Origin of the sequence: Streptomyces sp. F001 (assembly GCF_004187715.1) — a bacterium.
Classification (GTDB): Bacteria; Actinomycetota; Actinomycetes; order Streptomycetales; family Streptomycetaceae; genus Streptomyces; species Streptomyces flavusporus.
Genome location: NZ_QZWF01000002.1, coordinates 878,469 through 901,742, shown reverse-complemented (window position 1 = coordinate 901,742; position 23,274 = coordinate 878,469). Strand labels below are relative to the sequence as shown.

The following is a 23,274-nucleotide window of genomic DNA, read 5'->3' as shown; positions in this document are numbered from 1 at the left end:
GCACTCATCCCACGGCCTCCTGGGGAACGAGGGGCATGGACGTCGCCTCGCGGGCGGCGGAGTCGTGCTCGATGCGGCCGTCCTTGACCTGCACCTCCCGGGGCAGGGAGGCGGCGATGTCCCGGTCGTGGGTGATGACCACCACCGCCGTACCGGACTCGTGCAGTTCGTGGAGCAGTTCGAGCACCACCGTCCCGGAGCGTGAGTCCAGGGCGCCGGTCGGCTCGTCGGCCAGCAGCAGCGGTGGGTCGCCGAGTACCGCGCGCGCGATCGCCACGCGCTGCTTCTCGCCTCCGGAGAGCTGGTGCGGTTCGTGCCGGAGACGGTGGCCGAGGCCGACCCGGCGCAGCGCCCGCTCGGCCAGGCGCCGCCGCTCACCGCGCGGGCGTCCGCTGTAGAGGAGCCCGTCGGCCACGCTGTCCAGCGCCGGCACCCCGGGGGCGAGATGGAACTGCTGGAATACGAACCCGATGGTGCCGGCACGCAGTGCGGACAGCTCGCGGTCGCTGAGGCGGGACACGTCGTGCCCGTCGATGCGCACCAGGCCGGCCGTCGGCCGGTCCAGGGTGCCCATGATGTTGAGCATGGTGGACTTCCCCGAGCCGGACGGGCCGACGATCGCGAGGAGTTCACCGCGCCGGACGACGAGGTCCGCGTCGTGCAGGGCGACGACGTCGCCGTACGCCTTGGACACCCCGGCCAGTTCGACCAGGGGGCGGCCGACGGGGTTGGGTACGGTCACTTGGGTACCCCCACGACCGTGCCCTCCTCGATGCCGGTGCCGGACACCTCGACCATGCCGTCCGCGAACATGCCCAGTTCGACGGGGCGCAGTTCGGTGCCGGTCTCAGTGACGACCTCCAGGGCGTAGCCGCCGCCCTGACGGGCCATCAGCGCGTCGACGGGCACGGCGAGCACATCCTTGCGGCTGTCGGCCTTGAGGGTGACCTTGACGGCGGCGGCCTGGTAACGGCCCAGACTCTTGGGGTCCTTGACGGTCAGTTCCACGGGCAGGGTCGGGTCCTCGCCGCCCGAGTCGCCGGAACCGCCGGAGCTGCTGCCGCCGTCACCGGCGCCAGAGTCGTCGGCGCTGGTGGAGGTCGGGGTGCCGATGTCCGTCACTTCGGCCTGGACCGTGCTGTCGTCGGGGAGCGTCACCGTGGCCCCGGTGCCCTCCTCGACCAGGTCCTCGTAGGCGACGTCCAGGTCGACGCTGATGATCCGTTCGGTGTCGGTCCAGGACAGCACGGCGCCGCTCAGCGAGGCGCCGGGGACGGTCTCCTGCGTGGCGACGCGCCGGGCGCCGGTGGCCATGACGGCGTCCGCGGGCGACACCGTGCCGGTCTCCTCGCGGCCCAGGTCGTCCTGCCACTCGCGCACCGCGTCGGCGGTGTCCGAGGTGTACTCGTCGTCGATGGTGAAGCCGTCGTAGCCGAGGGCGCGGAGATTCTTCTCCAGCATCGCCACGTCGGCGCCCTCGGTGCCGGTCTGCAGGGTGCGATACAGCGGGAAGGAGCCGTAGAGCAGCGGCACCTTCTGCTCGTTGACGCGGTAGACGGCGTCGCCGCGCTCGATGACGCGTCCCTCGTCGGGCAGCCAGGTGACGATGCTCGCGGTGTCGGAGCCGCCGTCCGGCGCCTGCTGCCCGCTGCCGGTCGCGGAGCCGGTGCCGGACTGCGCGGCGGGGGCCTGCACGGTGGTGGCGCTGCCGTACCCGAGGTTGCCGTCCACGGTCTGGGTGTCGGTCAGGGTGGTGCGCTGCACCTTCGCGGTGGCGGGCGGTGCGGTGGGCGCCGCGCTGCCCGAGTCGCCGCTGTCGCCGCCGAGGGCCCCGGTGGCGGCCACGCCGGCCGCCGCGGCCACGGCGATCGCGGCGAGCAGGATCAGGGACATGCGCAGCGGCCGACGCCGACGGTGGCTACCGGCGGCCGGCGCTTCGGCGGTGGCGTGCCCGCCACGGCCACCGTCGGCCGTGGCGGGATCCTGCTCTTCCCGCGTGGCGAGCGAGGGTGCGTCGTCGTTCGCGGTGGCGACTGCGCCGGCCTGCGGGGACGCCATCTCGCGGGAGGCGAGGCGCTCCAGGGCTCCGGAGGTGTCACCGCCGGGTGGTCGCGCCTCGCTCTCGTCGTGGCTCGTCACTGGCCGCCACCTCCGCCGAACTGAACGGCGCCGCCCGGGTACTTGCTCTGGCAGGTCTGCATGGCCTGCTGGAACTTCGGGTCACCGGGGTCGACGCCGGCGCCCATGATGTCGATGTTCAGGCTGGAGCCGTTGATCTCGGGGTCCGGGAACTTCGGCACGCCGTTGTCGCGGATGCACTGCGCCCACTCGGCGGCCTTGGCCGAGTCGATCGCCCCGCCGCCGCCGGTACCGCCCGGGCCGCCCTGCGGGGCGAGGTCCTGGCAGGCCTGCTGAGCGTCCTGGAACTCCTGGGAGTTGGGGTCGAGGCCGTCCTGTGGGCTGATCCGGATGCCGCCGCTGTCGGCCTGCGGGTCGGGGAAGTTGGGGACGCCGTTCTCACGCATGCACTGGGAGTAGGCCAGCGCACGGTCGGCGGGGCTGGTCGGCGATGCTTCGTCCGAGCCGGAGGAGGCCGCGGCGGGGTCGTCGGAGCAGCCGGTCAGAAGGGTTCCGGTGAGCAGGGCGGCCGCTGCCACGAAGGTGCGGACGGCCGACTTCTTGTATGTCGTGGTGAACATGGGTCCAAGTTCTACGCAGCGTCCGGTCACACCGGGGACACAAAATCATGTGCGTCGACAGCGGCTTTGACGTGCGCGTACGGGGTGTTCCGGGCATGCCGAGGGGCCGCGTGCAGTGGGCGGCGCGGCTGTTCGGCGCGGGGAGCCGACCGGGAGGTCAGGCTCGCTCGGGGCTGCCCCGCGCAGCCACACGGCCCGACGCGACGAGTCGAGTTTTCCGAACGGACTCGTCGAGTTTGACGTGTTGAACTGCGGCTTTAAGTCGTGAGCATGTGTGTGACGTAGACGCTGCAGGGTGGGGTGCCGTTAACGAACGGGGAACCAAGTGACAGGTAGTGCAGGCGGGTGATCGGCGGGGTCAGAGAGGGCTGGGCGTCATCGAGCGGAGGTCGTCGAGGGAGATTTCGTCCAGTGCGCTCACGACCCACAGCGGGATGCGAGCAGACTTCAACGCACGCGCGATGCGGTGGTGGCTTTCCCCCCAAGCCTTCTGGCGGGCGCGGAGTTCACTCATGACATCCGCGAGCCGCCAGAGTTGGACCACCCACTCCATCGGCATGCCGAGTGCCAGAGCCCGAACCGTGACCGCTTCGTCGGCTCTGCCCTCTTCAGCCAGTTTGTCTTGGATCACAACCAGGTGGTCAGCGTAAGTGCGGCACATCTCGGCGAACCGAGCGCCCTGGACACACCTCGCCATGGACCGCAGCAACCGTGCCTGTTTCTGAGAGGGCATTTGATCTAGGCGTATTGCCCTGTATGCCCTAGTAAGTTCCTCGCCAGGTTGATGTGGTCTCGTCCGTTATGCGCTTGGCGAGGTTGTCGATCGAGGCGATGTGGATCATGGCTTCGGAGCTGGTGCTGAGGGTCTCGTAGTCGCGGGCGAGGCGCCTGTGGAGCATGAGCCATCCGAGACTTCGCTCAACTACCCAGCGTCTTTTGACGACGTGAAACTGTGGCGCCAGGACGGGCTCGACCAGCGGATCCAGGAACTCCTGCGCTGCCAGGTGAGGGAGAAGGCCCGCCGATTAGAGGACCCGTCCCTGGTGGTCATCGACACCCAGTCCGTGCGCGCGGCCGCGGGTGTCCCGAAGACCACGACGGGACTGGACGCGAACAAGCGGACACCGGGTCGCAAGCGGGGACTGGCCGTCGACGTGCTGGGGATGATCATCGGCGTCGTCGTGCTGGTCGCCTCCGCCCATGACCACGCCGCTGGCACGGCCCTGCTCGACCAGGCGGCCGAGCGGTGCGGGATGCGCCTGGAGAAGGCCCTGGTGGACCAGGGGTTCAAGGACGAGGTCATCATCCACGGCGCGCTGCTGGACATCACCGTCGAGGTCGTCCGCCGCACCCCGGACGACCAGGGCAAGGGCTTCGTCCCGCAGCCAAGCGGTGGGTGGTCGAGCAGACCAACGGCAGGTTGATGCTGCACCGGCGTCTGGCGCGCGAGTACGACCACTCAGACGTTCATTGCGCAGACGGTGCGCTGTCGAACCACCTCGGGGCGGACTCACCCCGGCATGTGTGCCAGCATGCGGTGCATGTCCACCGATCCCATAAACGGAGGGTCCGTGCAACGCGCGGCCCGTCTCGTCGCCACCATCCCGGCCCCGCTGGAGGCCGGCTCCGCCGATGCCCCCGTCCTGCTGCACACGGGCGGACGCAGGCTGGTCGTGCAGCGCGCCGACACCGAACTCGCCTTGCTCGACCCCGCGTCGGGCGACCTGGTGCGCTTCCCCGCTCCCTGGCCGCGCGACCTGGGCACGGTCACGGTCTCCCCCTCGGGTGACGTCGCCGTGTTCGCCGGGCTGCACGCGGTGCGGGCGGTGGACGTTTCCGGGGCCACGCGCTGGGAGGTGCGGCACGCGTGCTGGGCCGATGAATGCCCCGAGATGCACGAGGACTTCGCCGAGTACGCCGACGACCGCGGCGAGGACGGCGAGCACGAGTACCCCGACAGCGGTTCGGCGGCGTTCTCCGCCGACGGCAAGCTCCTGTGGGCCCATGTGCGCGGCCCTCTGGCGGGCGACGGGGAGGACGTGGAGTCCGATGAGTTCTGGCTGGTCCTCGACGCCGCCGACGGCCGGGTCCTGGCACGTACGGGCACGGGCACCGTGGCCTCGGGATCCTTCCACACCGTGCCTCCCGACCCGGCACAGATGGGCCTGAGCATCGGCGAGGGCGAGGAGGGTTCTCCGGCGCTGTGGGGCCGGCTGGACGGCGGGGTGCTGTCCGTACGGAAGGTCGACGACGAGACCGTGCTCCTCGACGTGAGCCCTTCCGGCCGGCATCTCCTCGCCACCGATGTCCAGCAGGACGCGCTCTATCTGCACGCGGCGGACGACGGCGCGATACTGCGGGACCTGGACGCGGACCCCGCCGTGCCGCCGTATCCCCAAGAGGGCCGCGTCTACTGGGACTTCGAAGCCGCCTTCATCGACGAGACCACGGTCGTCGCGGGCACCTCGGGCAGCGACGCCGGATACGGACCGGGCCGCCACTGGCTGGTCGGCACGGCCGATATGGCGCTGCGGGCCCGGATCAGCTATCCGGAGCCCGTCTGCGGACCGGTGCGGTCAGCGGGCGAAGGAGCCTGGTACACGGTCTCCGAGGACCGGACGGCCGTCCTCGTATGGGAGTTGGCGCAGGAAGGCTGACAGCTTCGGCGGAGAACACACACGCGATACGGCCCGCCGGTCCGGGGACCGGCGGGCCGCTTGCATCACGGGGTCAGCGCATGGCTAGTACCGCGTGGTGAGCCAGAACATCCTGAACTGCGTCTTGTCCCCCCTCCCTCGGAATACCTTGCCGCCCAGGTTCATCGTCTGCTGCACGAGCGGCGCGCATACGCCCTTGCAGACGTTGCGCGAGGTGCCGCCGTAGACGACTTCGAGGTTCGGGTCCTTCTTCACCCAGTTGAACACGGCCTCTTCGGCGTGCTCGTACGCCTGCTTGCCCTTGGCCGTGAGGCGGCCGGGCACCGGCTGGCCCTGGATGAACTCCTCGCCGTTCTTGAGGACGTTCTGGCCGACCTCGTCGATGTTCTTGCCGCCGGCCAGCGCCACCTTCTCGCTGATCTCACCCGTGATCTTGTTGCGCACACCGATCACGGCGACCGTCGAGTAGTCGTGGCCCTTGCCCCACTGCTTCTTGAGGTCGTCCGCGCGCTTCTGCGCGGCGATCGCCTCGTTCTCATAGCCACAGTTGTGAACGAGAACGGCGGTGTGGCCCGCGCCCACGTAGTACGTGTGGACGCCCTCGACCGACAGGTTGTAGACGCGCTCCGTGCGGTGCGCGGTGTCGATCGCGGTGATCTGGACCCAGGTACCGGCGGAGGTCTGCAGCCACATGCCGGACTTGAGGTTCTTGGCCTCGGCCCACCTGCCGAAGTCCGGCAGCCAGTAAAGGTGCGCGGCCGTCGAGGTGATCTCGACCGGCTTGGCCTTGCCGTCCTTGCCGTCACGGTCGACGGTGAGGGTGACGAGGTCCTTCACGCCCTTGTGGCTGCGGGCGTTGGTGACGTAGCGGGCCTCGGTGGCACCCGTCTCCGGGTCGGTGGCCACGACCTGGTCGCCGACCTTCAGCTTCTCGATGTCCGTGGTGCTGCCGTCCGCGAGGACGACCTGCGTACCGGGTGTGAAGCTGTTGGTCTTGCAGGTCTTCGGATCCGGCTGGTCCGGCGACTTCGTCGTCGTCCCGTCGGGGCCGTCCGCCTTGCGGGCGTCGCCTGCCGTGTCGGCCGCGTCGCCGACGTTGTCCGCCGCCTTGCGCGCATCGTTGGCGCTGTCGGCGGCCTCGATGCCCTTCGCGGCGTACTTGCCTGCCTTGACCGCCGTCGCCCCGTAGCCCACCAGCGGGATCGCCGAGGCGAGCGAGAGGGCGGCGTCGGCGTAATTGCCCTCGGCCGCGTACCAGATGCCGTTGGCGACGTCCGCGACCTCGCCCACGACGGGGACCATGCCGACCACGTCGAGCGCGGCGTGCCCGATGTCGGAGAGCGAGAGCCCGAACAGGTGTCCGTCGAGCTCGACGAAGCTGATCGGGTTGCCGCCCGCGAACGCGTACCGGTTACCGGTGAACGGGTCGGTGGCCAGCGAGATGTCGGCCAGTGCTCCGCTGTACGAGTCCCGGGTCAGGAAGCGGTTCAGGCCCGGGTCGTAGTTGCGGAAGCCCATGTCGTACGTGCCCGACGAGGCGTCGAAGCGCGAGGAGTTGAAGCGGAACGCGTTGTACGAGTCCTGCACCTCACCCCCCGATGCCGGCTTGTCCGCACCGGTCATCTGGGACTCGTCGTCACTGCCGTAGGCCGTGTAGCCATACGTGGCGCGGGTGTTGCCGTCCTCCTTCGTGATCGCCTCGACATCGCCGCGCGGGCTGGTGACGTACTGCGAGACCTCCTTGGCGCCGTCGTCCTTGTGCTTGATCTGCGTGGCCCGCTGGCCGCCGGCGAGGTACTGGTAGTCCTTGTCGGCCTTGCCGTCCACGGTCTCGCGCAGGAGCGTGGTGTCGAGTCCGAGGTAGGTGAACACCGTCGTCTTGCCCTGGTCGCCGGATGTGGTCTGGGAGACCGTCCGGTCGAAGGGGTCGAAGACATAGCTGGTGGTCTGGGCCGTCGCACCACTGCCGGCACGCACCTTCACGGTGCGGTCGAAGCCGTCGTACGTGTACTTCTCGGCCGTCTGGCCACCCGTGCTGACGGTGTCGAGCCGGCCCAGCGGGTCGTAGTTGTAGGTGGACGTCACGCCCTGCGACGAGGCCGACAGAAGCCGGTTGCGGTCGTAGCGCTGGGTCGTGGTGATGCCGTCCACCGTCTGCTCGACGATGTTGCTGTTGCGGTCGTAGCGGTACTCCTCGGTCGCCGGGGCGTCGCCCGCCTTGTCGACCTTGGTGATGCGGTCCTGCGGGTCGTAGGTGAAGGAGTACGTGTTGTCGATGTGGGCCGAGTTGTCGTCGGCGTTCATCAGCTTGAGCACGTCCTTGGAGCGGTGCCCGTTGGGCGTGTACTCCAGATCGTGCTGCGCCACGAGGCTGCCGCCCGAGGTCTTCTCCAGCGACTGCCGGACCGACCCGTCGGGGTAGTACTGCATCTCGAGCGTGTTGCCGTTGGGCTTGGTCTGCTTCAGGAGCTGGCCGCGCCCGGTGTAGGTCATCGAGGTGATCTGCTGATTGCCCGCACTGGGCGAATCGGCGTTGGTCACCTTCTTGACCAGGTCGCGCTCGTCGTACTCGATCTTCGACCAGGTCAGGTCGTGCGTCGACGTGAGCGGGTTGCCGTTCTCGTCGTAGGTCAGCGCGGTGGTGTTCTTGACCGTGCCGGCCGCGAGTTCCTCGACCGTCCTGATCCGGTTGAGACCGTCGTACGCGATCTTGTACGTGTCGATCTTCGCGCCCGGCGAGAGGTCACGGACCTCCGTCTTGTTGCCGTTCGCGTTGTACTTGTAGGTGAAGTCCTTCTGCTCCGTGTCCGTGTCACCGGTGTTGGAGCGCACCAGCTTCACCGAGTCGGCCAGGACCGTCCCGTTCGCCTTGTCGGTCAGCGTGACCTTCTGCGGACCGTCCTCCACGAACGCGTAGCTGCCGAGCGAGATCCATTCGCCGGCGCGCTGGGTCTGGTCGACCGTCTTCGTGGCGCTGCCACCGTCGTGATCGACCTTGAAGGAGGCATCACTCGCGGCCCCGGTCACCTTCGGGTGCCGTACGAAGACCTCGTAGGTGCCGTTCTGCGGGATGTTCAGCTGCCACGACAGGGAGGCGCTGCCATCACCCGCGGGATGCGAGTACGTGTCGTATCCGTACTGCTGCTCGGCCTGGGTGCGCGTCCAGTTTCCCTGGAGCGCCGTGTTGTTGAAGTCCGAGCTGTCGACGAGCACCACGTGCCTGCCGACGGGCACACCGTTGTCCGAGCGGGCCTTCTCGTTGCCGGACAGGTAGTAGTCCCAGGTCATGGTGCGCTGCTGGGATCCGCCCGCCGAGGTGAGCGTGTTCTTCGTCTGCTGGCCGAGCTTGTTGTACTCGTAGGCCGTGGTGATGTCCCACGGGTCCTTCGACGTCTCGGTCCAGCCGTTGTCGTAGTACGTGTACTCGGTGACGTTGCGCACCGTCTGGCCGTCGGACGGCGGAGCCGAGACCGACTGCAGGTTGCCGACGGAGTCGTAGTGGTAGAACACCGAGTCCGGTGTGGCGTACGTCGAGTCGTCCTTGTCGAAGGCGGAGCGCTCCTCCTTCACCCGGTTCAGCTCGTCGTAGACCGTCTCCGACGTGAAGTCCGTCGCGTCGTCGGTGGTTTCGACGCCGCGCGGAGTGATCGTCTTCGTACGGTTGCCGACCTGGTCGTACTCGTACTTGGTCGTGCGGTAGGAGGTGACGTTGCCGGAGGCGTCCTCCTTGACCGGCACCCTGGACTCCACGAGCGCGCCGCGTTCGTCGTACGTCGCGAGCGACTCGTTGCCCTCCGCGTCGGTCTGCGCGATCTGCAGGCCGTCCTTGTCGTAGCGGACCGAGGTCGCCCACTCCAGGGCGTCGATGGTGCGCTTGGTGCGGTGGTTGAGGTCGTACTCGTAACGGGTGGTGTAGTCGTCGGGATCCTCGGTGGCGTTCTTGCGCGGGTCGACGATCTTCACGACATTGCCGACGTTGTCGTACGACACCGTCGCCTTGTTGCCCTCGGCGTCCACCATCTCGACCGGCTGGTAGGCCGCGTCGTACACGGTGGTGGCGGTGAAGTCGCCTTCCTCGGGCGTCAGATTGCCCTGCGGCCCCGTGACCTTGACGACATTGCCGACCTTGTCGTACGCGGTCGTCGTCTTCCGGCCCGGATCCGATGCCTCGTCGCCCGGGTCGACCGTCTCGACCGCCTGGTCGGCGTCGTCGTACACCGTGCTGGAGACCGCGCCGTTGGGCGCCGTCACCTTGGTGATGTTGTCGTTGGCGTCGTAGACCGGTGCGGGCGTGACGATGAAGTCGCCGTCGGCCTGCTTGACGGGCTCCTTCTTCTCCAAGGGCCGGCCGAAGGTGTCATAGGCCTGGGTGACCTTGGCGCCCTTGGCGTTGACGACCTCGGTGACATTGCCCCGTACGTCATACGCGAACTGCGAGTCGTTTCCGGCCGCGTCCTTGATGGTCCGCGGATAGCCGACCGGCTCGAACCCGCTGTACTGCGTGGCGTGCCCGTTGGCGTCGGTCTCCTTGATGACCTGGCCGTAGGCGTCGTACTCGGTGCGCGCGGTGTAGTCGCCCTCCGTGTCGGAGGCGATGCCCTTCGGGTCGGTGACCGCAGTCAGGTTGCCCTTGGTGTCATAGCCGAAGCGGTAGGTGCGGCCCTCGGGGGACTTCTTCTCGAAGAGGTCCGCGATATGGCCGTCGAGTCCGTAGGAGTACGTGAAGGTCTGCGCCTCGGTGCCGTTCTTGTTGGCCTCGGCGTCCTTCTGCTCCAGCGGATAACCGGTGTTCGGGTCGTACTTCCAGGTCGTGACGGCGCCGTTGGCCTCCTCGATGCGCGTCACGTTGTTGTCCGTGTCCCAGGCCATCTTCGTGGTCTCGGACTTGGCGTTGGTCATGGCGGTGGCACGGCCGTAGCCGTCGATCACGTACTCACTCGTGTGGTTCTCGGCATCGGTCACCTTGGTGTTGATGACCGACCCCGCCGTCCCATCCGGATCCGCGTACGCATAGCCGGTCGTCCCGCCGAGGCGGTCCGTCAGCGTCTGCGTATTCCAGTGGAACTTCGGATCGTCACCCTCGCTCGGGTAGTAGTAGTCGAGCGAAGTCCCGTTCCCCCGCGGGTCGGTGACCTTGACCAGCTTGGCGTTCTTGTTGCCCTGCTCCATGTCGTACGTGAAGCCGAAGACCTTGGGCTGGGACGTGCCCGCGCCGTCGGTGAGCTTCGTGAGCAGGCCCTTGTCGGAGTACTCGAAGGTGACCTTGCGGCCCGAGATGTCGGTCATCGACTTGACGTGGTCGATGATCTTCGGGCTGTTGGTGTCGGCCTTCGTGTAGTACTCGACCGTGAGCGACTGGCGCCGCGCCGGGTCCTCGATGTACGTGAGGAACTTGACGGGCTTGTTGTTCGACTTGCGCTCGGCGTACGTATACGTCTGCGTGTTGCCGTTCTTGTCGACGATCGACGTCAGATAGCCGTCGCAGTCGAAGAAGAACTGGGTGCGGTCCGGACGCGTCAGCGACCAGGCGCGCGGGTCGCCGTCGGCGTTCGGCTTGCAGTCCACGCCGGCGCCCTGCCGCAGCAGATAGTGCACACCGGCCGGGGCCCGCCAACTGCCGTCGTCCTGCTTGCGGAAGACATGCGCCGTACCGTCGCCGTCGGGGAGGGTGACCTCCGTCGGGTCCGGGTTGGGGTGGAAGTCCAGTGCGGCGCCGAGCCGGAGCGGCATGGCGAGCTGCGCCGACCAGCCGTGGCCGAGGACCGTGTCGGAGGTGTCCTGCGAGTTGTACGCGAACCGGGCGAAGGTGGCGATGCCGCGGCCCGGGTTGGAGAACGCGTTGTACTGCCAGACCGTGTTGCCCGCGTACAGGTTCGTCATCAGCGACGAGCCCGCACCGGTGTTCTTGCCCGCGTACGAGTAGAACTTCTCCAGACCGAGCTGGTTGGAGGTCGGGTCCTCGGTGCGGACGTTCTGCGCCAGCGGGGCGATGCCCTCGCCGGCGGACAGCCAGGTGCCGGTGGCGGTGTTCTTCAGGTCCCACTTCAGCACGTAGTCCAGGCGCTTGTTGCCGGAGTCCGAGTTGATCGGGGCCTTCAGCTTCGCCGGCACGGTGACCGAGTCACCGGGCAGGACCTCGTTCGGCAGCACCGTCTCCAGCTGGTTGCCGCCGGTGGTGGCGTCGGTGCCGTCCGGGAGCGACCAGGTGTAGGACAGCGCGTAGTCGCCCGCCGTCCAGGCGCTGGTGGTGGTGTTGGTGACGGTGACGTCGACGGTGTACTCGTCGCCCGGGATCATCCGGGACGGCGTGTACGGGGCGTGGTACGTCGACTCCGTCGACTTCGTCAGGTACGTGACGACCAGCTGCGGGCGCAGCTGCGGCTCCTCGGCCTCGGAGGAGAGGAACAGCGTCCGCTCTCGCGGGCCGGCCGTCGACTCGTCGCGCAGCTTGACCGCGAGGCCGTGGTTGCTGGACGGGTTCGAGATCCAGTTCTGGGCCAGCGAGGTGACGTACCAGAACTGCCGCGCCGGGTCGTTGGTGACCGTGCCGACGGTGTCGGAGACGGCGGCGTCCATGTCACCACCGGGCGTGCTCCACGAGGTGGTGGAGCCGGCCTTGGTCCAGGAAGCCGTGGCCTCGTCGAAGTCGCGGGTCAGGCCGTGGGCTTCGTAGATCGCGCCGCTCGAGTCGGTTGTGGTCTGGAAGCCCCACATGTTCAGCTGCGCCTCGAGGACCCGGGCGTTGCTCGGGATCTCGCTGACGGTGGGGAACTTCAGTACGGCACGGGTGTTGCCGTACGTGGCCGAGTTGTTGCCCACCGACAGCCACGGGTGGGCGACACCCGCGTCGGTGAGCGTGTCGTGACCGGTGGCGGACTCGGTGGAGGAGAGCGTGGTGTCGCTCTGCCCGGCCTGCAGCACTACCGTGGTGCGGCCGGCCTTCGGCAGACGCACCAGCTCCGTGACGGACGGGAGGATCTGCCCGTCACGGGTCTTCACCGCGACCATGTAGTAGTACGCGTCACCGAACTCCTCGGCGGAGTCGGCCGGGGTCGGCCGGGCCGAGGTGTCCGTGTACGTGCGCGTGTCCTTGGCGACCGGGGAGACCAGGGTCTGCGAGGAGGGCTTGAAGTGCTGGAAAACGCTGCGGTGGACCTGGTACTCGACGATGTCGTCGCCCTGCGAGGTCGACGGGTCGGTGTACGCGGGCCAGTTCAGCTCGGCACCGGTGGAGTGGACGACCTTCGGCGGGTCGACGTCGACACCCTGGTTGCCCCAGGTGAGGACCAGCTTCGGGTAGTTGGCGACCTCGCCCTTGTAGGCGTACTCGGCGGCCTCGTACCGGGGGCCGCCCTTGGGGGCGCTCGCGGACTCGTCGGCGGCCTTCACCACGAAGCCGTGGTTCTCGTAGGTGCCGTCGAGCCACTGCTGGACGGTCTTGGTCACCGGGAAGGAGTGCCAGGTGTTGACCTCCTGCGGCTGCTTGGTGACCACACCGCCCTTGGTGAAGCGCACGGCGTCCGCGAGGACGGTCGTGGAGGTCGAGGCGGGGCCGTCACCGAGCACGACCTGGCCGGTGGTGCCCGCCTTGAACGGGTGCTTGCCCAGCGGCTTCCAGACACCCTCGCTGCCCACCTGCTGGTTCACCGGGTAGGTCTTGGTGCCGCCGTCGTACGTCACCGTGTAGGGCGCGTTGGTGGCGCGGTCGGAGGCCGGGACGTAGTGGACGTCGACCTGGTACTCGCCGTCCTCGGGGAGGCTCGGCCGCCAGGTGTACTTGTCACCCGCCGTGGCGTCCTTGTTGTACCGGTAGTCCTGCCCGATCGCGTACTGCGTGTACGCGGTGTTCCCGGAGGTGGGCCAGGCGCCCTGGGCGGCTGTGGTGCCGGAGTCGCCGTCGTCGACGAGGACCGACGTGCCGGACAGCTCACCGGTGATGCCGCCTGCGTTGTTCCAGGTGGCGCCCGCCTCGGTCCACGCCGTGGTGGCGCGGTGCGCCTCCAGCTGGACCTCGGTGGCGCCGGTGGTGTGCGTCTGGTCGTAGTACAGCTTCAGTTCGGCCGAATCCAGCTGTGTGCCGACGGGTATGCCGGACAGGCCGAACCGCAGCAGCGCACGTGACGTGCCGGTGCTGGTGTTGCCGACCGAAAGGCGCCAGAGGTCCGCGTAGTTGGCGCTCGGGTCGTCCGAGGAGATCATCGCGTCCGCGGACTGTGACGGCGTCGGCGCGATCGTCACCGTCGGGTCGACCGTCACCGGGTACTCGCGCTCAGGCGCCGCCAGCCACTTGGCGTCCGGCTTCAGACTGATGCCGTACGTTCCGTCCTTGCCGGACAGGACCTGACGGACGGCGTCGGTTCCGGTGGTGCCGTACGCCGAGGCGGCATCCTTCTTCGCGTCCGTCATGAACGGCGCGGGGATCACCAACGCGGGAGTGCCGACAGGGGAGTTCTCGCCGTACAGCGAGATGGTGCCGTCCTTCTCCGACTTCGCGGTCAGGCCGCCCGTGATGAGCGTGAACTCGAAGGAAAGCGTGCCCTTCGGCCGCTCGTTGAGGACGATGTCCTCCTTCACGCTGCCGTTGCCGACCGTGTAGGAGAGATCGATCCCCTGGCCCAGCGCGTCCTTGTAGGTGACCTTGTTGCCGTCGACCGCCGGGGTCAGCTTCGCGGCACCGGCGTTCTTCAGGCCGATGGCGACCCAGTGGCCCTCGTCGAGCTCGAAGCGGACCAGCTCACCGGGGCGTGAACCGAAGTAGGTCCGGGCGAGGTTGGTGGTGTTCGCCTTCTCGAAACCCTTGCGGCCGGTGCCGGTGACCGCCGTGTCGATCGGCTTCCACTCGGCGTCCTCGCCCTTGCCCGTCTCGTACGAGGTGGGCATGGCCGAGACCTCGGACTGGACCCGCCCGTCCGACATGCGCCAGTGACGGGAGTACGGCGTCCGCCGATCCGTCAGCTCCTTGACCCGCTTGGCCTTCGGAGCGTTCTTCGCCTTGGCGAGCTTGTCATTGGCCGGGACATCGGTGTCGGGGAGCTCCGGCGGATCAGCCGGTTCCTGCTCCTCGTCGGTGAAGAAGTCGCTGAGGGAGTCTGCGAGTCGGCCCGTATCGGGTGGTGCCGCGAATGCCGGCGTCATCGGCGCGACGGTCGCGAGGACCGCCAGCGCCGCACTCGAGGCCAAGAGCCTTACGGCCCGTGGTCTGTGCATCGGTTTCCCTTCGAAGGAACCAAGGACCGGCTGCCGGACGGCAGTCGGCAGCCGAGAGTCCTAGCAAAGGGCACACTGTCCATGTCAACTGCACGGACCATTTACACAACTCACCTAAAAATGCGACCAGTTGGCGTCTGAGCTGCCACTTTCCCTCTTCCTCACAGGTTCTTCCCGTGAAGCGACGAGATGAGATCAGGCCAACACTGATCACTGGACCAAGATCCCTTGACAGGGGTATCCCCACGCCTCTTGGATCGGGCGGGGCCCGTCCGGGCCTGCGGCCGAGGGGAGTTCAGATGAGCAGCGAGACGCGCGAGGCGGAGCCCACCACGTCCACCGGCGAGCACCCGCAGTCGGGCGCGGACGCCCCGGAGTCGACCGAGGCGGCCGGCGCCGAGGCCGGGAGCGACGCAGACCGCGAGACTCCCCCGACCGTAACCGGGGGCGGTGGCCGCAAGGCCCACTCCGACCGCCCCGTGCTGATCGCGGCCGTCGGCGTCCTCGTGCTCTGCCTCGGCTTCGTGCTGTTCGGTGTGGTGCGCGGCACCGGCGACGAGGACAAGGCCGAGCCCGAGGTCCCCACCGCGCCGGTGACGTACGAGGTGACCGGCGAGGGGACCGCCGACCTCAGCTACCAGGGTGCGAGCGAGCAGGGTACGGCGGAGACCGTCTCCGGCGCCCGACTGCCCTGGAAGAAGACGGTCGAGGTGCCGCTCGGACAGAACCCCGTCATCAGCATCACCCTGGGCGAGCAGGGCGGCCAGGCCCGCTGCGCGGTCGCCGTGCGCGGGCAGCACGTGCAAAGCGCCACGGCCAGCGGTGAGTTCGGCCGGGCGACCTGCTCCGCGTCCCTGCCCGCGCCGGCACCCGAGGCGTCCAACTGACCTTTTCCGTCTACGGTGAGTTTTCGAAAGTCCCACTCCTGGGCACCAGGAGTGGTCCCCGAGCTGATCAGTGAGAAGTCGGGGCATTCCACAAGCTGATCGTGAGTTCGCGAATGCGAGGCGTGGTCGCGCGTACAGAGCGTGATCGGTCGGGCTGCAGCAGGAGCAGGGTCCTGCCCCTCCAGTCGAGGTCACTGCCGACCTGATTCAAAGTGCCCGGGGCCATACGTGAGCGCCGCCCTCGGCACCGCACATCCACAGGCTGACCAGGGCAGGCTGACCCGGGCGGGATGTGGGTGGCCTGCCCATGCCTCTCCTCCGACACCCGTCGGCAGTACGGTGTCCCCCATGCGCCCCGACACGCCCGCCGAGACCGTCGACCACCACGCCGAAGCGGCCCGCCTGGAGCGAACCGCCGGCCTGTACCCCGAGGACGCCGAAGCCCTGCTCCTGAGGGCCGCGGCCCACCTGGAACTGGCCGGCGACCGCCCCGCCGCGTCCGCGCTCTACGACCGCCTGCTGTCCGCCGGCGCCCTGGAGAACCCTTCCCTGGTCCGAGCCCTGAAGGCCTCGAACCTGTGGGAGTACGGCCACGAGGCCGAGGCCCGGGCGATCATCGAGGGCATCCGCACAACCTCGCCCCGGGACCCGGCCCCCTGGATGATCATCGCCGAGGCCCTGGAATCCCACGACGAGCTGGAGGCGGCGCAGGAGACGTTCACGGAGGGCGCGCGGCTGCTCCTCACGGACGTGCCGGAGCCCCCGTACTCCACGCGCGCCCTGTTGTTGGCCGCCACCGCGTCCGCCGCATGCTGGGCGTCGCCCACGACGAATGGGACCTCCTGACCGCTGGACATCCACTCCTTGTGGTGTTCCCAGCACAACTCCGTGCCCGCGCGTCGCGTGCGCTGGCAGTCCTGGACATCGCACTGCCAGGCGTAGACAGGGTGCTGCGGTGGGATCTGGATCAGGTCGTCTCGGTAGAGGTCGTCGAAGGCGGGGCTCCCGATCAGTGCGCTGAGCAGCTCCAGCCGGTCGCGCTTGGCCCGGCTGGCGTCTTCGTTCTCAAGGAGCTTCAGCTCGATCATGATTCGCCCCAGACCTGGTCCAGGGCTGCCATGAAGACCGGGCTGTGGAGATCGGTGTGGCCGTAGGTCTCCTCGACGGTCTTGGCCGAGGCCCACCCGCCCGCGTCCCGAGCGATCACCATGTTGCCGTTCGTTGCATCCAGAACCGCGGTCGCGAACTCGTGGCGCAGCCCGTGGGGGTTCGTGCGGCCCAACCCCAGGCGCCGACCAGCTCGTCCCATCATCTGCCGAACACCTGCGGGCGACAGCGGCTCGCCTCGCCGATGACCCTTGAGCTGGACGAGCAGCATCCCGTGCGTCGCGGACGCCGGATACTCCATCGTCAGGTACTCGAAGTAGGTGTGGATCATTGCCGGACTCGCCCGGCGGATCTGCCCGCCGGTGACGACTCCGCCCTCGACCGCCCACGGTTCCTTGATCTTGGCGCGGCTTCGGTTCGGGTTGAACTCGCGATGGCAGATGTGAACGTGCGGCGACGTGCACTCGCCGCAGTCGGCACCCTCTCGCAGGTGCAGATCAACCAGGTGCAGTCCGCAAAGCTCCCCGACCCGGAACCCGCCATCGCCCAGCCAGGTCATGATCATCCGGTTCCTGGCCCACTGCAGGCCTCCGATCAGCGTCTCGCGGGCCCCGTCGGCGAGCATCTTCGGATGGCGGCGTCGGACCCGCCTCGTTGGCCGCAGCGGATTTGCCGGGACTTCCTGGGCGACATGCCCGAGGAACATCCGCCGCCGGTCAGCCTTGGTCGGCAGGCGGCTGCGATCGGACATGGCCGCCAACTCCTGATGGATTCCCTGCGTCCCCTGGAACCGGTAGAAGCCCTTCAAGCATGCGGCGGCGCTGTCCAGTGAGCTCTGGCTGTAGGGCTTCTTGCCTTCCCGCCAAGGCCTTCCGTACGGCCCGGCGTACTCCGCCCCGACGGCGGCCATGTAGCGCTCGAGGTGCTGCATGCTCACCGATTCCGGAGAGAGGCCCTCGAACTCCAACCACCGAAGATGATCTCCTAGCAAGTAGGCATACGTCCGATCCGTCCCTCCGGCGCAGGTCCGAAGAAACCCATCCGCCATTCCGTGCACAGCCCCGACCGGATACAAGATCGTGTAGGTGATGCGTCCGGACGGAACACCACCTCCTGTACCCGTAGCTCCCCGATGAGCGGTTGCCTGGCCACAGCACTCCCCAAAGCCGACTTGCGACGTCCCGTACGTCGAGAGTTGTGAGGTTAAGGAGCCTGAGAGATCCATGCTGGAGGTCACGCACACGTCACACACACGGGTTACAGCGTTCGGTTAAGCCGGAGTGTCTCCTCCTCGGTGGCGTCGACCCGTTGCATGGCCATACGCAGCAGCGGCGGTGCCATGACGGAGGTGACCACCGCGACCAGGACGATGATCGTGTACGTCCGTGTGTCGAGGATGCCCAGTCTCAGGCCGACCATCGCCACGATCACCTCGATGACCCCGCGCGCGTTCATGCCGGCGCCGAGCGCCAGGGCCTCCCAGCGGCTGAGCCGGCTCAGCCGGGCGCCCAGGTAGGCGCCGGCGAACTTCCCCACGATCGCGACCGCGAGCACGGCCGAAGCGGCCAGGAGCACGGCTGGTTCCCGCAGGGCCCGCAGATCGATCCTGAGGCCGGCCGTCGCGAAGAACACCGGGGCCAGCACGGCGAGCACGACCATGCGCAGGGAGGCCGTGCGCACCTGGTCGAACTCCCCGCTGGAGCCGATGAGCATGCCGCACAGGTAGGCGCCGAGCACCGCCTCCAGGCCGAGGGCCTGCGTCCCGGCGGCCGCGAGCAGCATCATCGCGGCGGCCACGGCCACCGTGCGCTCGTCCGAGCCGCGGCACAGCCGCAGCGCCCGGCGCACCACCGGCCCTCTCAGCAGCGCCGCCAGGCACACGACGAGCAGCAGGGAGCCGACCGCGTGCAGCAGGTCGCCCGCGGTCAGGCCGCCCAGCGTCATCGCCGAGACGACGGAGAGCATGAGCCAGCCGAACGCGTCGTCCACCATGCCCGCGGCCAGCGTCAGCTGCCCGACGTCACGGTGGACGAGGTCCATGTCCATCAGCGTCTTGGCGATGACGGGGATCGCGCTGACGCACATCGCCACGCCCAGGAAGATCGCGAACATCTGCCGGTCGGCGGAGCCGATGTCCAGCAGACGGGCCAGCGGGTGACCGAGCCCGATGCCGAGGGCGAGCGGCACCAGCAGTCCGGCCAGGCTGACCCGGACGGCCGTGGCGCCTCTGCGGCGGATCATGGCCAGGTCCATCTCGATGCCGGTCAGGCCGACCAGTAGCAGCACCGCCACCTGTCCGACCGCGTCCAGCAGATGCATCTGGGCGGGGTCGGACGGCAGCAGCCAGTGCGCGGCCGACGGTGCCAGCCAGCCGAACAGGGAGGGGCCGAGCAGCACGCCCGCGGTGAGCTCGCCCACGATGGCGGGCAACCCCAGGCGGGCCGCGAGCCTGCCCAGCAGGATCGCCGTCAGCAGCAGCACACCGACCTGCAGCAGGAACACCAGCAGGGAGTCCGCCGCCATCGGCGGGACGGGGGCGGCCCACGGCAGGGCGGGACCGGACACGCCCTCACTCCTCCCGGTCAACGCCGATGCCAGGGTCGCCCGCCGCGGCCGGCACCGGCCGCGGCAGTTCGCCGTACCGGCGGAAGCCGTACAGCAGAGCGCTGTCGTGGTGCAGGTGCGTCACGGCGCGCACCGCGCCGACCACGATCATGTGGTCGCCGGCGGCGTGCGTGCGCTCGACGGTGCAGTCGGCGACGGCATGCGCGGCCTCGACCAGTGCCGGGCTGCGGGTGAGGCCCGACGGCCGCCACGCCACCCGGTCGAACCGGTCGGGCGCGCCCGAGGCGAACAGCGCGGCGACCCACTCGGCCTCGCCGTGCAACAGGTTCACCGCGAACGCCCCGCCGGCGAGCACCGCGTGCAGGGTCGGGCTGCCCATCCGCAGGCAGGCCAGCAGCGTCGGCGGGTCGACGCTGACGCTGCACAGCGAGGAGCACGTCATGCCCCAGGGACGGGCGGTGCCGGACCGGGCCGTCACCACCGACACCCCGGTCGGGAATGCCGCCATCATGTCGCGGAAATCGCCGCCCGCCGGCGACGGTCCGCCGCGCCCCGGCGGCAGGTACCTCTCCCGCTCGTTCATCTCCCCCGCTCAGAGCCCCTCTCGCATCTTCTTGAAGTACTCGTTCTGCGTGGGCAGGCTCCCCACCAGGATCCGGGCCTTGTCGCGGATCGCCTGGAACTCGGCGAGGGCGTCCTTCTCGTCGACGAGGTCGAGCGCGGGCGACGGCCTGGGCTCGATGCCGCCGGTGCCGAGCAGGATGCAGTTGTACGAGTAGGGCGGCAGGCCGTGGTAGCGGGGATGGACGGTGTCGGCGTCGGGCACCTTGCTGCGCCACAGCTCCAGCCGCTCGGCCAGCGCGTCGGGCACGGTACGGGTCTTGGTGTCGCGCCAGTACTGGTTGTCGGCGCGCTTCGCACCCCGGTAGTGCAGGACGAGGAACTCCCGCACCCCGTCCATGACGTTCGCCATCGAGCTGTTGTACCGGTCGCGCAGCGAGGCATCCCAGTCGGCCGCCGGGTAGTACTTGACCAGCTGCTCGATCGCGTAGTGGATGAAGAAGATGCCGGTCGACTCCAGGGGCTCGACGAACCCGCTGGACAGGCCCACCGCCACGCAGTTGTTGACCCACGCGCGGTTGCTGCGTCCGATACGCATCCTGATGTGGTTCGCGGGCACGTCGGCCGCGGCGGGACCGACGAACTCGCGCAGGGTGCGCTCGGCCTCCTCGGGTTCGAGGTAGTCGCGGGCGTAGACGTAGCCGGTGCCGATCCGGCGAATCAGCGGGATCGTCCAGATCCATCCGGCGTCCTGGGCGGTGGCGGTGGTGCACGGCCGGATCGGGTCCTTGTCCATGTCCATGGGCACCTGCAGGGCCACCGCGCTGTCGTTGGGCAGGGTGTCCCGGTACGACACGAACGGCTCGCCGAGTGCCTTGCCCAGCAGCAGCGCCCGGAACCCGGTGCAGTCGACGAAGAGGCCGCCCTCGAGGCGTCCGTGCTCGGCGGTCTGCACGTGCGACACCCAGCCGCGTTCGTCCAGCCCGACGTCCTCCACGGTGTCGACGATGTGCCGCACTCCCCGCGAAGTGGCGTACTGCGTCAGGTACTTGGCGAGCAGGTGCGCCTCGAAGTGGTAAGCGTACGGGAACTGGGCACCCTGGTACTCGGCGATGGTGGACGGCAGCTCGTCGGCCTCGACGAAGTCCTGTTTCAGCAGGGCGCCGTCGAGGTGGCGCGGGCTGCGTCCGGCGTCGCACAGCGAGGCCATGACGAAGCAGTCCACGTCGAACCGGTCGGTCGTGGGGTGGCGCAGCCACCAGTCGGTGAGCGGGAAGCCCTTGACCGACCGCAGCTGTTCGAAGGGGTGGTAGAAGTGGTGGCCCGGCTCACGCCAGTTCTCGAAGCGGACCGCGAGCTTGTACGTGGCGTTGCAGGCCGGCATCCAGTCCCGCTCGGCGAGGCCGAGGAACTCGAAGAAGTGCCGGATGTCGCTGAAGGTGGCCTCGCCGACGCCGATGGTGCCGACGTCGGCGGACTCCACAAGCGTGACGGCGACCCGGTCGCCGAAGGCGGCGGCCAGGTAGGCGGCGGTCATCCAGCCGGCCGTGCCGCCGCCCACGATCACGACGTCGCGCACGGCGGAGGTGCCACCGTGCCCGGGCAAAGCGGTGTGCGTCATCGAGGCTCTCCTTCGTGGATGCCCCCGGCTTCAGCCGGGGGAGGAAACGAAGCTCCCGCGGAGTGCGGCACGGGAAGACGAATCGCCGCCAGGGCGACGCGGCCTTTGCCGATGATCACCCGACAGGTTTCACTCACAAGGAATCCGACAGAACGGACGAGCAGGCAGCTGAGCTGTCGCGCACGTTCGGCTGCGTCCGTCCCGTCTGCGACAAGGCGATGGAGGAGCGCGCCCCCGCTTGGTACTTCGAGCAGCGCCGGATCTCCTGTGTGGAGTCGTCCGCCGCGCTGACGGAGGGGAAGAAGACCGAGGAACCGGCAAAGCCGTTGGACATCCGCTGGTCGCATCCCCTGCGGGATGCGTCGTGGCCGGAACTTCGCTCCCTGCTGGAGCACACGTGCGCCTGGTACCGGCGCGAACTCGTCGTGCTGGACCGCTGGTTCCCCGATTCGAAGCTGTGCGGGAACTGCGGGACGGTCCGCGAGAAACTGCCGCTCGACGTTCGCAAGTGGACCTGTGACTGCGGCACCGTGCATGACCGCGACGTGAACGCGGCACGCAACATTCCGGCCGCCGGGCCGGCGGCGTCTGCCTGTGGAGACGGTGTAAGACCTCAACGGGAGTCCTCCCGGACGGGGCAGTCGTCGGTGAAGCAGGAAGCCGGCGGGCGACCGCTGGAATCCCCCGCCTTTACGCGGAGAGGAAGTCAAGTCCCACCCCTGTCCTCGATCGGAAAGGCGGTCGGTCACCAGGTCACCGGCAGACGCTGTACGCCGTACGCGGTCGACAGGACCCGGAAGGGCACGTCCTCGGCGGGGATGTCGAGGCGCAGCCGGGGGAAGCGGTTGAGCAGTGCCGTGAAGGCGATCCGCAGCTCCAGCCGGGCGAGCGCCGCGCCCAGGCAGTGGTGGATGCCGTGGCCGAAGGCGACATGGGCCACGGGTTCGCGTGTGAGGTCGAGGCGGTCCGGTTCGGCGGTGAGCGCCGGGTCCCGGTTGGCCATGGGAATCGAGCAGACGACGGTCTCCCCGGCCCGGACGAGCCGGCTCCCGACCCTGACATCCTCCAGGGCGGTCCGGGGGGTGGGGGCGTGCGGCACGGACAGGTAGCGCAGGAGTTCGTCGATCGCGCGGTCCGTCGCCGCCGGGTCGGCGCGCAACCGCTCCAACTGGTCGGGGTGTTCGAGCAGCGCCAGGGCGCCGAGGCCGATCATGCCGGAGATGTTGTCGAGGCCGGCGAGCATGAGCAGCACGCAAATGCCGCGCAGTTCCTTGTCGGTGAACTCGTCGCCGTAGTCCCGTACGAGCATGCCGAGGAAGCCGCCGTCGGGGTCCTTGCGGGTGCGTGCGACGAGCGCGGTGAGGTAGCGGGTGAAGGCGGTTCCGGCGGCCGCGCGCTCCTGGCGGCCCAGGGTCGCGAGGTGGGCGTGGCAGCGGCGCAGGAAGTCGGCGCGGTCGTCGCGAGGCACGCCGATGAGTTCGCACAGCACCGGTCCGGGGACGGGGTCCGCGAAGTGCTGCACCAGGTCGGCGGGCGGTCCCATGCGTTCCATGGCATCGAGGCGTTCGTCGACGACGGCCTCGATGCGCGGCTCCAGTCGGCGGGTGCGCCGATGGGTGAACTCCGCGACGAGCATCTTGCGCAACCGGGTGTGTTCGGGCGGGTCGTAGTCCATGAGCTGGCCGATCGCCTCGTCCGGCCGCCACTCGTCGTCGCCCCCGGCCGGGGTGCGGGTGCCGAACCAGCGGCGGGTGGAGAAGCGGGTGTGGTCGCCGAGGACCTGACGCACCTCGTGGTAGCCGGTGACCAGCCAGACGGGGCGGCCGTCGGCCTGCGGGTCGCCGTCGATGCGGGTGACGGGCTGCCCGGCGGTCAGACGGCGCAGGTCGTCCGCCGGGTCGAAGTGCGTACGGCGGATGTGGAGGGGGACGGCCGCGGTGTCGTGGTTCGTGTGGTGCGCCATGGGTGTC

At 69.0% G+C, this 23,274-nt stretch carries 12 protein-coding genes and 4 pseudogenes; 5 read left to right on the top strand and 11 right to left on the bottom strand.

Annotated elements, in window-relative coordinates:
• Positions 1-4 precede the first annotated feature (4 nt).
• The 5 genes and pseudogenes from StrepF001_RS11645 to StrepF001_RS11625 all read right to left on the bottom strand — a co-directional run.
• Positions 5-742: an ABC transporter ATP-binding protein gene (locus StrepF001_RS11645; protein ID WP_129798183.1), complete on the bottom strand. Its 738-nt coding sequence runs from the start codon at positions 740-742 to the stop codon at positions 5-7.
• On the bottom strand, positions 739-2,139 hold the full coding sequence (locus StrepF001_RS11640) for a peptidoglycan-binding protein (protein ID WP_240797403.1): 1,401 nt from the start codon (positions 2,137-2,139) through the stop codon (positions 739-741). Before StrepF001_RS11640 ends, StrepF001_RS11645 begins: the two co-directional genes overlap by 4 nt.
• Positions 2,136-2,699, bottom strand: coding sequence for a hypothetical protein (locus tag StrepF001_RS11635; protein ID WP_129798182.1), 564 nt, complete (start codon positions 2,697-2,699; stop codon positions 2,136-2,138). The genes StrepF001_RS11640 and StrepF001_RS11635 overlap by 4 nt, the downstream gene beginning before the upstream one ends.
• 358 nt (positions 2,700-3,057) lie before the next feature.
• The gene (locus StrepF001_RS11630; RefSeq protein WP_129798181.1) at positions 3,058-3,360 is read right to left on the bottom strand and encodes a hypothetical protein; all 303 of its coding nucleotides are present in this window, start codon (positions 3,358-3,360) and stop codon (positions 3,058-3,060) included.
• A gap of 100 nt (positions 3,361-3,460) precedes the next feature.
• Positions 3,461-3,649: pseudogene (locus StrepF001_RS11625) on the bottom strand (transposase); the annotation flags it as partial.
• On the opposite strand from StrepF001_RS11625, the pseudogene StrepF001_RS11620 reads away from it, so the two are divergent.
• A pseudogene (locus StrepF001_RS11620) lies at positions 3,650-4,158 on the top strand (transposase); the annotation flags it as partial.
• Between the two features lie 112 nt (positions 4,159-4,270).
• On the top strand, positions 4,271-5,356 hold the full coding sequence (locus tag StrepF001_RS11615; protein WP_240797402.1) for a hypothetical protein: 1,086 nt from the start codon (positions 4,271-4,273) through the stop codon (positions 5,354-5,356).
• 84 nt (positions 5,357-5,440) lie between these two features.
• Here the strand turns inward: StrepF001_RS11615 and StrepF001_RS11610 are convergent, their stop codons facing one another.
• Entirely contained in the window at positions 5,441-14,491 is a 9,051-nt protein-coding gene (locus tag StrepF001_RS11610) for a DNRLRE domain-containing protein (RefSeq protein ID WP_240797401.1), read from the bottom strand.
• A 371-nt stretch (positions 14,492-14,862) separates the two neighbouring features.
• On the opposite strand from StrepF001_RS11610, the gene StrepF001_RS47545 reads away from it, so the two are divergent.
• Together StrepF001_RS47545 and StrepF001_RS11600 are read left to right on the top strand one after the other, a co-directional pair.
• Positions 14,863-15,450 carry a hypothetical protein gene (locus tag StrepF001_RS47545; RefSeq protein WP_240797400.1) on the top strand — a complete coding sequence of 196 codons (588 nt, stop codon included), beginning with the start codon at positions 14,863-14,865 and terminating at the stop codon, positions 15,448-15,450.
• A 348-nt stretch (positions 15,451-15,798) separates the two neighbouring features.
• Positions 15,799-16,295 (top strand): annotated as a pseudogene (locus StrepF001_RS11600) (hypothetical protein); the annotation flags it as partial.
• A 239-nt stretch (positions 16,296-16,534) separates the two neighbouring features.
• Here the strand turns inward: StrepF001_RS11600 and StrepF001_RS11595 are convergent.
• The 4 genes from StrepF001_RS11595 to StrepF001_RS11580 all read right to left on the bottom strand — a co-directional run bounded on the left by StrepF001_RS11595 (position 16,535) and on the right by StrepF001_RS11580 (position 21,304).
• Positions 16,535-17,524, bottom strand: a complete 990-nt coding sequence (locus StrepF001_RS11595; RefSeq protein WP_240797399.1) for a tyrosine-type recombinase/integrase — start codon at positions 17,522-17,524, stop codon at positions 16,535-16,537.
• A 290-nt stretch (positions 17,525-17,814) separates the two neighbouring features.
• On the bottom strand, positions 17,815-19,122 hold the full coding sequence (locus StrepF001_RS11590) for a cation:proton antiporter (protein ID WP_240797398.1): 1,308 nt from the start codon (positions 19,120-19,122) through the stop codon (positions 17,815-17,817).
• Positions 19,123-19,126: 4 nt separating this feature from the next.
• Positions 19,127-19,705 (bottom strand): flavin reductase family protein, encoded by a 579-nt coding sequence (locus StrepF001_RS11585; protein ID WP_129798178.1) that lies wholly within the window; start codon positions 19,703-19,705, stop codon positions 19,127-19,129.
• A gap of 9 nt (positions 19,706-19,714) precedes the next feature.
• Positions 19,715-21,304, bottom strand: coding sequence for a tryptophan halogenase family protein (locus tag StrepF001_RS11580; protein WP_129798177.1), 1,590 nt, complete (start codon positions 21,302-21,304; stop codon positions 19,715-19,717).
• A gap of 152 nt (positions 21,305-21,456) precedes the next feature.
• Here StrepF001_RS11580 and StrepF001_RS11575 point away from each other — a divergent pair.
• Positions 21,457-21,992, top strand: a pseudogene (locus StrepF001_RS11575) (zinc ribbon domain-containing protein); the annotation flags it as partial.
• A 57-nt stretch (positions 21,993-22,049) separates the two neighbouring features.
• Here StrepF001_RS11575 and StrepF001_RS11570 read toward each other — a convergent pair.
• Positions 22,050-23,267: a cytochrome P450 gene (locus tag StrepF001_RS11570; RefSeq protein WP_129798176.1), complete on the bottom strand. Its 1,218-nt coding sequence runs from the start codon at positions 23,265-23,267 to the stop codon at positions 22,050-22,052.
• Positions 23,268-23,274: the final 7 nt, after the last annotated feature.

Bases quoted from the DNA above. Each gene is read 5' to 3' on its own strand.
- StrepF001_RS11610 (WP_240797401.1), bottom strand. From the start codon at position 14,491: ATGACGCCGGCATTCGCGGCACCACCCGATACGGGCCGACTCGCAGAC.
- StrepF001_RS11630 (WP_129798181.1), bottom strand. From the start codon at position 3,360: ATGTGCCGCACTTACGCTGACCACCTGGTTGTGATCCAAGACAAACTG.
- StrepF001_RS11635 (WP_129798182.1), bottom strand. From the start codon at position 2,699: ATGTTCACCACGACATACAAGAAGTCGGCCGTCCGCACCTTCGTGGCA.
- StrepF001_RS11570 (WP_129798176.1), bottom strand. From the start codon at position 23,267: ATGGCGCACCACACGAACCACGACACCGCGGCCGTCCCCCTCCACATC.
- StrepF001_RS11585 (WP_129798178.1), bottom strand. From the start codon at position 19,705: ATGAACGAGCGGGAGAGGTACCTGCCGCCGGGGCGCGGCGGACCGTCG.
- StrepF001_RS11580 (WP_129798177.1), bottom strand. From the start codon at position 21,304: ATGACGCACACCGCTTTGCCCGGGCACGGTGGCACCTCCGCCGTGCGC.
- StrepF001_RS47545 (WP_240797400.1), top strand. From the start codon at position 14,863: ATGAGCAGCGAGACGCGCGAGGCGGAGCCCACCACGTCCACCGGCGAG.